The organism is Streptococcus sp. 27098_8_113, assembly GCF_041432545.1.
GTDB lineage: Bacteria > Bacillota > Bacilli > Lactobacillales > Streptococcaceae > Streptococcus.
Map to the genome: position 1 here is coordinate 63729 of NZ_JAPVZU010000012.1, position 12484 is coordinate 76212.

Here is a 12484-nt window from a genome sequence, read left to right on the forward strand (position 1 = left end):
TTTAGGGATATTTCATGAAATTTAGTTCGATTTTTTCAAAAAATAACATAGGAAAGCGACTGGTTTATAAATTAAAAAAAGAGGATTTACGTTTAGAATTAAAGGATGTAAATACCGAAATTATAAATAAATTCAGCCTAGTGCTCCCAAATAGAAACGCTATTATCAAATCATTGATTCAATTTTTAAGTCAGGGGAGTATTTATTGTAATCAGTCAAATTTAACTGCAACACCTCAGAATTTTTATGTCATAAAATCAGATATTAAAAACTTCTTTCCATCCATCAATAAACACAAACTATATAAAAAATTAGTTAAATCATCTTTGTTAAAAGACCCTAGTATGGATATTATTAAAAAGTTTATTTTTAATAGTGACATTTCTGGTGTTCCGTTAGGAATGCCATTTTCTAATGCATTATCTGAAGTTTATTTAGAAGAATTTGATGATGCTATAAGACGAGAATTTTCTCCAATTTTTTATGTTAGATATGTAGATGACATATTAATCATAAAAAGTTATCCCAAAAGTATGACTATTGATAAAAATAGTGAGAAAAATTTATTATTTAGTTTATTGGAACAAATTGATTTATCGGCTAATGAGAGTAAAACAGATATATATGAATACACACCCTCTGTTAATACACTAAACTTTGAGTATCTTGGATATAATTTTAATATATCTGATAAAAAGTTACACATTGACATTTCTAAAAAAAAGTATGACAAAAAAGTATTAAATAGACTTACGAGATATTTTAAATATTATAAATCTTCTGCTCATACCGATGAAGATTTTTGGATTCTTTATTATAGAATAAAAAATTTAATATATGGTGTAACATCGAGTGGGGAAAAAGGTACTGATCATAAGTTAAAATTTGGAATTGGTTTTAGTTATAAGTTTATTAATTCCGAAGACAGATTAAAAGATTTATTGAAGACATTTCATTATTTTAGAACTAAATATTCAAATAACTTCACCTCGGAACAAACCGCACGCCTATTTAGTCTGATTACTGTTGATTCTAGTGTAAATGGAAGAATAATTCTTAACCAATTTTCTGAAATCGATGATATTTTGCTTTTGCTCAATAAGAGAGTGACTTATACTAAGTATTCAATAATAAAATTAGAGGAAATTGCACAGAAAATTGGTTGTCCGTCAATTGCTAGAAGTAACGATAGTTTGTATAAATATAATCTACAAATACAGATTATGAAAAAATTACGAATTCATTGATTTAACTGAGAGCCTAGGCTCTCAGTTTCCTTTCCCTTTTCCTATATAGTTATTTTTTTAACATATTCTTCAATTAAACACTTGACTTCTTCCTTTTGTTTACTAGATAGAGTATATTGTTTCAATAAACTAACAATTTCTTCCAATCCGTCATCGCGCCCCTTTAAAATTTCAAAAGATGTGCCAAAAATTTCAGCTAGCTTTTCTACTGTTTCATCTTTTAGGATTCTTCCTCCATTCTCTTATCTAGCATATTGGGCTTGAGCTACACCTAATTTTCAGCAACTTCTAATTGAGTAAGTCCTGCATCTAGTCGGGCTTTTTTATATTGTCTTTTAACATTTTAAAATTCCTTTCACTTTTTATTGAGTTATAATTAAAATATTTATATAAAAATAAAGCATGCAAAATAGGTGATACTAGTACTCATTGCCTTGCTATTAAAGTAGATAGTAAATGAAAAGCTACGACTGATAAAGAAAACATTACGAATCTTTTGCAAATCAATATGAAACCTGCCAATGACGCGAATGAATCAAAATTTGAATAATCTGCAACCGGGGTCATATTAGGACTCTTTTTTATTTTGGGAGTTTCAGTCTGTCTCGCTTCATATGGTGTGAAATAAGAAGAATAATTCAGGCGGTGCTCAAAAAACGCGTTTTTATCCTGTTAGCCAAGAAACAATTGATTAGCTTTAATCTTTGTGGAGAACTATAACTGGCTCTAAAATCTAAAAATAAGTAGATTCAAGATATTCATTTAAAAAGGCTCTCAAAGCCTTTTTCTTTTGATTGAAATTGTGGTAAAATAGGGTCTATACGTGCTTGATACAAAGATGAGGATATAATAAACTACTAAAACCATCAAATCAAATTAAAAGAGCTAGTCGAACTGTCCCTTAGCACTTTAAGTGTATCTTGATGAACTAAATACGACCTAAAAGCTGTGTAAAAAAGATAAACGGTCTTGTCTTCATCGAAGACTTTGTCAGCTTCCTATTTTACTTTGCTTTTGACGGTACTAATATCTTGATCTTTGTAGCCAAGGCGTATGAAAAAATTTGAGCATGTGCTCGGCAAGGAGTCTTTATGACAAAACAAGTTTTTAAAACCGTTTTTGCAGGCCGTGAGTTGGTAGTTGAAACCGGTCAGGTTGCAAAGCAGGCAAATGGCAGTGCCATTGTTCGATATGGAGAAAGTACCGTCTTAACTGCGGCAACCATGTCCAAAAAGATGGCTACGGGTGACTTTTTCCCATTGCAGGTCAACTATGAGGAAAAAATGTATGCGGCTGGGAAATACCCTGGTGGCTTTATGAAACGGGAAGGTCGTCCGTCAACAGATGCGACTTTGACGGCTCGTTTAATTGACCGTCCGATTCGTCCTATGTTTGCGGAAGGCTTCCGCAATGAAGTTCAGGTTATCAATACTGTTCTTTCTTATGACGAAGATGCTTCACCTCAAATGGCAGCGATGTTCGGTAGCTCTTTGGCTCTTTCTATCTCAGATATTCCTTTTAATGGCCCTATCGCAGGAGTTCAAGTCGGTTATGTAGATGGTGAATTCATTATCAACCCTAGCAAGGAACAAAAGGAAGTTTCACTTTTGGAATTGACAGTGGCTGGTACCAAAGAAGCTATCAACATGGTAGAATCTGGAGCTAAGGAACTTTCTGAAGATATCATGCTGGAAGCTCTTCTTAAAGGGCACGAAGCGGTCAAAGAATTGATTGCTTTCCAAGAAGAAATTGTTGCAGCGGTCGGCAAGGAGAAAGCTGAAGTAGAATTGCTGCATGTTGATGAAGAGCTGCAGGCAGAGATTGTCGCAGCCTACAACAGTGACCTCCAAAAAGCGGTTCAAGTAGAAGAAAAATTGGCTCGTGAAGCAGCAACTCAGGCTGTCAAAGACCAAGTTACAGCAGTCTACGAAGAAAAATATGCAGACCACGAAGAATTCGACAGAATCATGCGTGATGTGGCTGAAATCTTGGAGCAAATGGAGCATGCTGAAGTGCGCCGCTTGATTACAGAAGACAAAGTTCGTCCTGACGGTCGTAAGGTCGATGAAATCCGTCCTTTGGATGCAGTTGTTGACTTCCTTCCTCGTGTGCACGGTTCTGGCCTCTTTACCCGTGGGCAAACCCAAGCTCTTTCTGTTTTGACATTGGCACCAATGGGCGAAACCCAAATTATCGATGGTTTGGATCCGGAATACAAGAAACGCTTTATGCACCACTATAACTTCCCGCAATATTCTGTCGGGGAAACAGGTCGTTACGGTGCGCCGGGTCGTCGTGAAATTGGACACGGTGCTCTTGGGGAACGCGCCTTGGAGCAAGTTTTGCCAAGCTTGGAAGACTTCCCATACGCTATTCGTCTGGTAGCAGAAGTCTTGGAGTCAAACGGTTCATCCTCCCAAGCTTCTATCTGTGCGGGTACTTTGGCTCTGATGGCCGGTGGTGTGCCGATTAAGGCACCGGTTGCCGGAATTGCCATGGGTTTGATCTCAGATGGCAGCAACTACACGGTTCTGACGGATATTCAAGGTTTGGAAGACCATTTTGGCGATATGGACTTTAAGGTAGCTGGTACTCGTGAAGGGATTACCGCCCTGCAGATGGATATCAAGATTGAAGGAATTACAGCAGAGATCCTGACAGAAGCTTTGGCTCAGGCTAAGAAAGCCCGCTTTGAAATTCTGGACTTGATTGAAGCGACTATTCCAGCTCCACGTCCTGAGTTGGCTCCAACTGCTCCGAAAATTGATACCATCAAGATTGATGTGGACAAGATTAAAATTGTCATCGGTAAAGGTGGGGAAACGATCGACAAGATTATCGCTGAAACAGGCGTTAAGATTGATATCGACGAAGAAGGAAATGTATCCATCTACTCTAGCGACCAAGCGGCTATTAACCGTGCTAAGGAAATCATTGCTGGTTTGGTTCGTGAAGCTAAAGTGGATGAAGTTTACCATGCCAAGGTTGTTCGGATTGAGAAATTTGGTGCCTTTGTCAATCTCTTTGACAAGACCGATGCCCTCGTTCACATCTCTGAAATGGCTTGGACTCGAACCAACAATGTCGAAGATTTGGTACAAATTGGTGATTTTGTCGATGTTAAGGTCATTAAAATTGACGAAAAAGGCCGCGTAGATGCGTCTATGAAAGCTCTCTTGCCACGTCCGCCTAAGCCAGACAAGCCAAAGAGAGACCACGATAAACATCAGGAAAAAGGGCATTTTCATAAGAAACATGAAGACGCCCCTAAAACTAAATCGGAAGAATAATGAAAAGGGAGTGATCAGGCTCGATTGCCTTACAAATTTCTTTGTGTAGGGCCTGCTCCCTTATTTTACCTAATGAAAGGAGAAGAAGATGGGCTGGTGGAAAGAAGCCATTGAGATTGTAAAAGAAAATGATCCGGCTGCTCGTACTTCACTGGAAGTCATCTTGACTTATCCAGGTGTCAAGGCCTTAGCAGCCCACCGTCTTTCTCATTTCCTCTGGAAGAAAGGCTTTAAGCTACTGGCACGCATGCACAGCCAATTTTGGCGCTTTTGGACTCAGATTGAGATTCATCCAGGTGCTCAGATTGAGTCAGGTGTTTTCATTGACCATGGTGGTGGATTGGTTATCGGTGAAACGGCCATCGTGGAAAAGGGTGCGCTTCTGTATCATGGCGTGACCTTAGGCGGAACTGGTAAGGATACAGGGAAACGACATCCGACTGTGCGTCGGGGTGCCTTGGTCTCTGCTCATGCTCAAGTCATTGGCCCAGTTGAAATTGGTGAAAATGCCAAAGTTGGAGCTGGAGCAGTTGTTGTGGCCGATGTGCCTAGTGATGTAACTGTAGTTGGAATCCCGGCTAAGATCGTGCGTGTTCATGGTCAGAAAGATGAGCCAACCATCCACGAGGTGGAAGAACAGCGAGAATATTATTTGGATAAGCTGGAGCATGCCCGCGAAGCCAGCCACCATTCGTCGGAGCTCTAAGAAAGGCCAATTTTGGACAGCTAACAAGATACTTTAGGGGGTCTTGCTAAGGAGTAATTTGGCAACTGTAACTCAATAGAAAAGATGAAAGAGGCTTTGCTGAAGTCCTAAAGAAAGAGAAGTAATGCTATTAGAGGAATTTGAAGATGTAGCAGCAGTCATTGAGCCAACTGAAAAGCCAGTCCATGATAAGGGTGAGGTATGCGAAACCATTATCCTGTCCTTTGATGGCGAAATCCTGAAACGATTGATTGAGTCAGAAGATGTCTATCAGGGAGGCTATTTAAAAAGTATAAATGGACAGCATCCGTGGTATATGTACGGTCAAGGTCCTAGTAAGCTAGCAGTTATGTTGGCTCCGATTGGAGCTCCTATGATAGTTGGCCAACTGGAGGAGTTGGCGGCCAGAGGCTTCACGAATTTCATCATTCTAGGTTCCTGTGGCGTTTTGGATCGCTCAATTGATGCGGATAAGATTATCTTGCCGGCTGAGGCTTTGCGAGATGAAGGAACTAGCTATCACTATGCCCCACCGGGTGACGAAGTTGCCTATGACGAGTCTCTATTAGTTAAGCTAGAAGCCATCTTTGACAAGCACAATATTGAGCATATCCGCACCAAGTCTTGGACGACTGATGCCTTTTATCGAGAAACACCTGATAAGGTCAAGCGTCGCTTGGCCGCTGGAGCTCAAGTGGTGGACATGGAAGCTTCAGCTATCATGGCTTGGAGTCAATTTCGCAAGACCAAGGTCTATCAGTTCTTCTACACAGCTGACTATGTGGATCATCATAACCGAACCTGGGATGCCCGCCATGAAGAGCGGACAGCTGATGCCATGACTTTTTTCACTATCGCTTTGACAATAGCAAAGGAACTAGAAAGGTAACTACAAGAATGGCAGTATATTTTTACGGCTGTATCACCATGGATGGCTACTTGGCAGACAGCCAGCATAGGATAGACTGGCTGCATCAGCTTGGTTCTGTAGAGGATACAGGCTATGATGACTTTTACAGGCAAATGGATATCACCATCATGGGCAAGCGGACCTTTGAGGAAATCCAAGATTTGCAAGATGTAGAAAGTTTTTATCAAGCTACGGAAAATTATGTCTTTACGCATGATAGGCACCTGCCTGTCAGCAATTACCAGCCAGTAGCTGGGGATGTGGTGGACTTTGTTCACCAGATTGACAAAGGCAAAAATGTCTTTGTGATTGGTGGTAATTCCTTGGTAGGACCGCTCTTGGATGCGGATCTTTTCGACCACCTCATTATTCAGATAGCGCCCCTTATCCTAGGAAAGGGGGTACCCCTCTTTACCCAAGAGGAAGGGCAGCGCTTTTACCAACTGGATAGCCTCAGACAATTTGGCCCTTTTGCAGAGCTGGTTTTCAGCCGAAAAAGTCAGAAATAGAGAAGGTAGTGGACCGCATGATTAAAATTTACGACACCATGACCCGCAGCCTACGTGAATTTGTGCCCATTGAAGAGGGCAAGGTTCGCATGTATGTCTGCGGTCCGACGGTTTATAACTATATCCATGTCGGCAATGCCCGCTCAACAGTAGCTTTTGACACAGTTCGTCGCTATTTTGAGTATCGGGGATTTGAGGTCAATTATATTTCCAATTTTACAGATGTAGATGATAAGATTATCAATCGGGCCAAGGAAGAAGGCATTACGCCTCAAGAGGTGGCTGACAAGTATATCGCTGCCTTTCGTGAGGATGTGACGGCTTTGGGTGTCAAGCCTGCGACCCGCCATCCGCGGGTGGTGGAGTTTATGGCTGACATCATCCGTTTTGTGGAGGACTTGATCGACAAGGGTTACGCTTATGAGTCAGAGGGCGATGTCTACTTCCGTGTCGAAAAGTCTCACAATTATGCCAAATTAGCCAACAAAACCTTGGCAGACTTGGAGTTGGGTGCTTCTGGTCGGACAGATGAGGAGACCGCCCGCAAGGAAAATCCAGTAGACTTTGCTCTCTGGAAGGCGGCTAAGCCGGGTGAGATTTCCTGGGACAGTCCTTGGGGAGCAGGTCGTCCGGGCTGGCACATCGAGTGTTCGGTCATGTCGACGGGGATTTTGGGCGATACCATTGATATCCACGGTGGAGGAGCAGACTTAGAGTTTCCTCATCATACCAATGAAATCGCCCAGTCAGAGGCCAAGACTGGTCAGACTTTTGCCAACTACTGGATGCATAATGGCTTTGTCAACATCGATGACGTCAAGATGTCCAAATCTCTAGGCAACTTTATCACTGTTCATGATGCCCTCAAGACCATTGATGGACAGGTGCTGCGTTTCTTCTTTGCTACCCAGCATTATCGCAAGCCCATTAATTTCACGGAAAAAGCTGTTCATGATGCAGCGACCAATCTCAAGTATTTGAAGAATACCTATGAGCAGCCTTTCATGGGTCAGGCAGACTCTGCTCAGCTTCAAGCCTTTCTGGACAAATTCACTGCTGCCATGGACGAAGATTTTAATGCGGCCAACGGTATCACGGTTGTCTTCGAGTTAGCCAAGTGGATCAACTCTGGCAATTACACCGCTGAAGTTAAGGCAGCCTTTGCCAAGATCTTAGAAGTTTTTGGTATCGTCTTTGTAGAAGAAGTCCTGGATGCGGACATTGAGCGCTTGATTGAGGAACGCCAGGCAGCGCGGGCTAATCGGGACTTTGCGACTGCAGACCGTATTCGGGATGAATTGGCCGCTCAAGGCATCAAGCTTTTGGATACTAAGGACGGAGTGAGGTGGACACGTGACTGATGTCAACCTGATTAACGGCATTGCCCTCGCTTTCGAGGGGGATGCTGTCTACTCCATGTATATCCGGCGGCACCTGATTTTTCAGGGTCTGACCAAGCCCAATCAGCTGCACAGGGAAGCGACTAAGTATGTTTCTGCCAAGGCTCAGGCTAATCTCATCTCTCTCATGATAGAAGAAGGGATTCTGACGGAGAAGGAAGAGGATATCTACAAGCGTGGCCGCAATGCCAACAGCCACACCAAGGCTAAGAATACGGACATCGTCACCTACCGTATGTCTACCGGCTTTGAGGCAGTCATGGGCTACCTGCATATGACCGAAGCCATTGAGCGACTGGAAGAGCTGATTGACTGGTGTATTCGGAAAATAGAGGCTTCGTCCTGATTCGCTGCTATCTTATTTATTCTGAGATAGAATTCTTTTACTAACAACCACTAGGATTTAAGAAATTTATATATCAAAGACGAGTTTTACATAAAGCTCGTTTTTTGACACTCCCATATAAACAAGCATGTTGTCTACAGAAAAACTGGAAAATTTTATAGAAGATTGAGTTTGAAACTTTAAATGTATTATTGGATAAAAAGTAGGAGGTTGAAATTTATTTTCAGAAAAGTATTGACATGTTTTCTAAAAAAGAGTAGAATGGCTCATGTTTTAAAGGAGGAACTTATGTTTTCCAAGCTAAAAGGCTTTTTTATTGGACGCCCATTAAAATCTGGAAAAGAGGGCGAAGATGGCCATTTATTGACTAAGATGCAAGCTTTAGCCATGCTCTCCAGTGACGCTTTATCTTCGATTGCTTATGGACCAGAGCAGGTTGTTTTGGTCTTGACTTCTGTTTCTGTTGGTGCCATTTGGTGGTCGCTTCCCATAGGAATTGTCGTCTTGATTCTATTAGCGAGTTTGACGATTTCCTATCGTCAGGTCATTCATGCTTATCCTCAAGGAGGAGGAGCTTATATGGTGACGACAGAAAATCTATCTCCAACGGCAGGTTTGATTGCTGGCGGAAGCTTACTGGTAGATTACATGTTGACAGTAGCTGTTTCGGTCGCTTCGGGAGCGGACGCAATTACCTCTGCGATTCCCGTCTTACACCCTTACAATTTACATATTTCCATTTTCTTAGTTCTCTTGCTGATGCTAATGAATCTTCGAGGATTAAAAGAATCGGCCACTTCCTTGATGATTCCTGTCTATCTTTTTATTGTCAGCACCTTATTGTTGATTGGTTTTGGTTTTGTGCAAATCCTGACAGGAAATTTAGACTATCACGCAACTGCGCGGATTGGTAGTCCGATTGCTGGAGTCAGTTTGATCTTGCTGCTTCGTGCCTTCACCAGCGGCTCTGCTTCCTTGACAGGAGTGGAAGCTATTTCCAATTCGGTCCCTTTTTTCAAGAAACCCAAAGCTCATAATGCCGCAGCTACCCTATCGATTATGGCCTTAATCCTAGGAATCATGTTTGCGGGCATTACCTTCTTGAATTATTGGATTGGCATCGTGCCTGTCAAAGGTGTGACGACCTTGGCCCAGATGGCGCAAGCGATTTTGGGGGCTTCTCCACTTGGTCGTATCTTGTTCTATGTTTTCCAATTGTCAACTGCTTTGATCTTAGCAGTGGCAGCCAATACAGGTTTCTCAGCCTTTCCGATGCTTTCCTACAATATGGCTAAGAATAAATACATGCCTCATATGTACATGGAAAAAGGAGATCGGCTGAGCTATTCTAATGGGATTTTCACTCTGGCTTTTGGTGCCATTGCTCTTTTGTTCATCTTTAAGGGAAATACAGAACGCTTGATTCCCCTGTACACGATTGGTGTATTCGTACCCTTTGCTCTCTCCCAGACCGGTATGGTTGTCCATTGGAAGAAAAAATATGGAAATAATTTCTTGAAGCATTCGATTGCGAATATCCTTGGTGCGATCATTTGTTATGGGATTGTCCTTATCTTGCTCTTGTTCCGTCTTCAAGATATTTGGCCTTTCTTTCCTATTATCATCGTCTTGACTTGGCTGTTCTTATCTATCAAGCAGCATTATAATAGAGTTGCTAAACAGTTGAGATTGCATGACCACATTGAGCGTCAGAACTACACTGGTAATACAGTAATTGTCCTGGTCGGGAATGTTACCAGAGTCAGTGTAGGAGCGATGAGCTATGCTCGCAGTATCGGAGATGAAGTCGTAGCAATGCACGTTTCAACAGCAGAAACTGCTGAAAAAGATGCTGAAGTCGCCGAGGAATTTGCTGACTACTTCCCAGATATTCGCTTCGAGACAGTCACAACTAGCTATCGCAATATCATCAGTCCGACAGTTCAGTATGTGATTAAAGTGGCCAAGCGAGCAAAAAAAGAAGGAAGAACAGTGACAGTCCTAGTACCTCAGTTTATACCTAAAAAGAGGTGGCAGAATATTCTGCATAACCAGATGAGTTTAAAATTAAAATACTATTTGAAATGGTATGAGGATGTTGTGGTCGCAAGTTATTCTTATCACTTAAAAGAATGAGCGATTGCCTTCGCTTAATGAGAAAAAGGAGTTGAAGATTTTTCAACTCCTTTTATTATTTGTTGGAAATGGCACAGAGCTAATTTGTCTGTACTTTTTGGTAATTCTGATAAAATTCTACTTTGATCTTAATAAAAGTCTCCAAGTCTCGTAAAAGTTGTAGGAGAGTGGCTCGGGTTTCAAATTCTTGCCGAGTCTTAGGGAGCGGGCGTTCGCGAAAAACAGCTAAGCAGGCTTCGATTTCTTCAACTAGTTCGTGAGCGGGATTTTCTTGACTAAGTTGCTGGGCTGTCTTGAAAAACAAACGGGCTAAAATTAAGCTCTCACTAGCTGCCAAATGGCAGTTGTTGATGTTACCTGCCATGTCTTCTAAAATGCGATTCTGCGCCTGGCGCATTTCAAAATAATGAATATGGTAGTTGGTCTGATGAAAGAGGTGGTTGGAATGGTCCAGATAGACCAGTGCTAAGGCTTCTTGAAGGATAGTATCCAGTTCCTTGATTAGAGTTGCATCATTTCGACCGTCTCCAGCTTTTAAGAAATATTCAAAACGCAGTAGAATTTTCTTCAGTTGCTCTTCAACTTGAATATGATAGTTATCAATATCTTGCTGGTTTGAAGCCATATATAAATTAGCTAGAAGAGCGAATCCCGTTCCGATGAGGAAGACAGCCATTTCATTAGCCAAAAGAGGCCAAGAAACAGAATGGGCCAGCAGTACATGAGTGACCAAAACTGTGCTGGGGGTGATGCCTATTTCCCAGCCAAAGAGATAAGCTAAGGGAACGTAGAGCAGGATATAAATCCCTAAGCTCCAAAGGTTAAATCCTAGAAGGATGAAAGATAAGCTCCCGATGGCTAGTGCTAAAATAGTAGATAAGAGGCGGTTACGGGCTAGTTTGATAGTGCTTCTGCGGGTGTCGGAAACGCTGAGAATAGCAATAATACCGGCTGATATAGCATTGCTTAAACCTAAAAAAGCAGCTAGAGCCGCAGCAAGACATGTTGCAAGAGCTAGTTTGATGGTACGTTGGAGGAGAGGCATAAGCTTCTTTCTATTAAACAAAGTTTTTTCTATTATACCATGATTAGTCGAAGACTTGTGAGGATAAATATGTCAATGTTTATAAATTACAGGAAGGAGCTGTTTTATAGATGTTAAAAAACATAGTAGGAAGGCTGGAGTTGAAAAGTCGGATGGTCTAGGTGAAATTTTTTTGACTAGACGGCAAATTTATCGTACAATAGAAAGTAGCGAAAAAATGCCTGGCTAAATGCCTGTGTAATCTTAAGGAGAATAACTTTGGAATTAGAAGTATTTGCAGGACAAGAAAAAAGTGAGCTTTCGATGATTGAGGTAGCACGTGCCATCTTAGAATTGCGCGGGCGTGACCATGAAATGTATTTCGATGAGCTTGTCAATGAAATTCAAAATTATCTAGAAAAATCAAATAGCGAGATCCGAGAAGCGCTGCCTCTATTTTATACAGAACTGAATGTAGATGGCAGTTTCATTCCACTTGGTGACAATAAATGGGGTCTTCGTTCTTGGTATGCCATTGACGAAGTCGATGAAGAAATCATCGCTTTGGAAGAAACGGACGAGGAAGACGAGCCTAAGAAACGCAAGAAAAAACGCGTTAATGCCTTTATGGACGGCGACGAAGATGCAATTGATTACAGCGATGATGATCCTGAAGATGAGGACTCATATGAAGAGGATCCAGCTCTTTCATACGATGAAGACAATCCAGATGATGAAAAGAGTGAGGTTGAGGCCTACGATGCTGAAATCAATGAAATAGCTCCAGATGACCTCGGCGAAGAAGTTGAGTTAAATGAAGAAGATGATGAATATTCTGACGATGATCAGGATGTTGAAGACGAAGAATAATATCCAAAAAACAACTGCTTTTAAAGCGGTTGTTTTTGCGTTCTAA

Annotated in this window: 10 protein-coding genes; 9 read left to right on the forward strand and 1 reads right to left on the reverse strand. The window is 41.6% G+C overall.

Annotation, left to right across the window (positions count from 1 at the left end):
• The first annotated feature begins 14 nt into the window (after positions 1 to 14).
• The 8 genes from O3644_RS07735 (at position 15) to O3644_RS07770 (ending at position 10544) form a co-directional block, all read left to right on the forward strand.
• Positions 15 to 1247 carry an RNA-directed DNA polymerase gene (locus O3644_RS07735; RefSeq protein WP_048765288.1) on the forward strand — a complete coding sequence of 411 codons (1233 nt, stop codon included), beginning with the start codon at positions 15 to 17 and terminating at the stop codon, positions 1245 to 1247.
• A 1091-nt stretch (positions 1248 to 2338) separates the two neighbouring features.
• On the forward strand, positions 2339 to 4537 hold the full coding sequence (gene pnp, locus O3644_RS07740) for a polyribonucleotide nucleotidyltransferase (RefSeq protein ID WP_371595407.1): 2199 nt from the start codon (positions 2339 to 2341) through the stop codon (positions 4535 to 4537).
• A gap of 88 nt (positions 4538 to 4625) precedes the next feature.
• On the forward strand, positions 4626 to 5243 hold the full coding sequence (gene cysE / locus O3644_RS07745; protein WP_048765283.1) for a serine O-acetyltransferase: 618 nt from the start codon (positions 4626 to 4628) through the stop codon (positions 5241 to 5243).
• A gap of 124 nt (positions 5244 to 5367) precedes the next feature.
• Positions 5368 to 6132: a nucleoside phosphorylase gene (locus O3644_RS07750; protein ID WP_048765281.1), complete on the forward strand. Its 765-nt coding sequence runs from the start codon at positions 5368 to 5370 to the stop codon at positions 6130 to 6132.
• An 8-nt stretch (positions 6133 to 6140) separates the two neighbouring features.
• On the forward strand, positions 6141 to 6662 hold the full coding sequence (locus O3644_RS07755) for a dihydrofolate reductase family protein (protein WP_000301974.1): 522 nt from the start codon (positions 6141 to 6143) through the stop codon (positions 6660 to 6662).
• A gap of 17 nt (positions 6663 to 6679) precedes the next feature.
• The gene (gene cysS, locus O3644_RS07760; protein WP_048765261.1) at positions 6680 to 8023 is read left to right on the forward strand and encodes a cysteine--tRNA ligase; all 1344 of its coding nucleotides are present in this window, start codon (positions 6680 to 6682) and stop codon (positions 8021 to 8023) included.
• A complete protein-coding gene (locus tag O3644_RS07765) occupies positions 8016 to 8408 on the forward strand; it encodes a Mini-ribonuclease 3 (RefSeq protein WP_048765260.1) in 393 nt (130 codons plus the stop codon). Before cysS ends, O3644_RS07765 begins: the two co-directional genes overlap by 8 nt.
• Before the next feature lie 288 nt (positions 8409 to 8696).
• Positions 8697 to 10544 (forward strand): APC family permease, encoded by a 1848-nt coding sequence (locus O3644_RS07770; protein ID WP_048765259.1) that lies wholly within the window; start codon positions 8697 to 8699, stop codon positions 10542 to 10544.
• 79 nt (positions 10545 to 10623) lie between these two features.
• Here O3644_RS07770 and O3644_RS07775 read toward each other — a convergent pair whose 3' ends face one another.
• A complete protein-coding gene (locus O3644_RS07775; RefSeq protein ID WP_048765257.1) occupies positions 10624 to 11589 on the reverse strand; it encodes an aromatic acid exporter family protein in 966 nt (321 codons plus the stop codon).
• A gap of 258 nt (positions 11590 to 11847) precedes the next feature.
• Between O3644_RS07775 and rpoE the strand changes: the two genes are divergently transcribed.
• Positions 11848 to 12438 (forward strand): DNA-directed RNA polymerase subunit delta, encoded by a 591-nt coding sequence (gene rpoE, locus O3644_RS07780; protein WP_015604416.1) that lies wholly within the window; start codon positions 11848 to 11850, stop codon positions 12436 to 12438.
• Positions 12439 to 12484 lie beyond the last annotated feature (46 nt).

Coding starts and splice junctions, on each gene's coding strand:
- O3644_RS07735 (WP_048765288.1), top strand. CDS start 15: ATGAAATTTAGTTCGATTTTTTCAAAAAATAACATAGGAAAGCGACTG.
- pnp (WP_371595407.1), top strand. CDS start 2,339: ATGACAAAACAAGTTTTTAAAACCGTTTTTGCAGGCCGTGAGTTGGTA.
- cysE (WP_048765283.1), top strand. CDS start 4,626: ATGGGCTGGTGGAAAGAAGCCATTGAGATTGTAAAAGAAAATGATCCG.
- O3644_RS07750 (WP_048765281.1), top strand. CDS start 5,368: ATGCTATTAGAGGAATTTGAAGATGTAGCAGCAGTCATTGAGCCAACT.
- O3644_RS07755 (WP_000301974.1), top strand. CDS start 6,141: ATGGCAGTATATTTTTACGGCTGTATCACCATGGATGGCTACTTGGCA.
- cysS (WP_048765261.1), top strand. CDS start 6,680: ATGATTAAAATTTACGACACCATGACCCGCAGCCTACGTGAATTTGTG.
- O3644_RS07770 (WP_048765259.1), top strand. CDS start 8,697: ATGTTTTCCAAGCTAAAAGGCTTTTTTATTGGACGCCCATTAAAATCT.
- O3644_RS07775 (WP_048765257.1), bottom strand. CDS start 11,589: ATGCCTCTCCTCCAACGTACCATCAAACTAGCTCTTGCAACATGTCTT.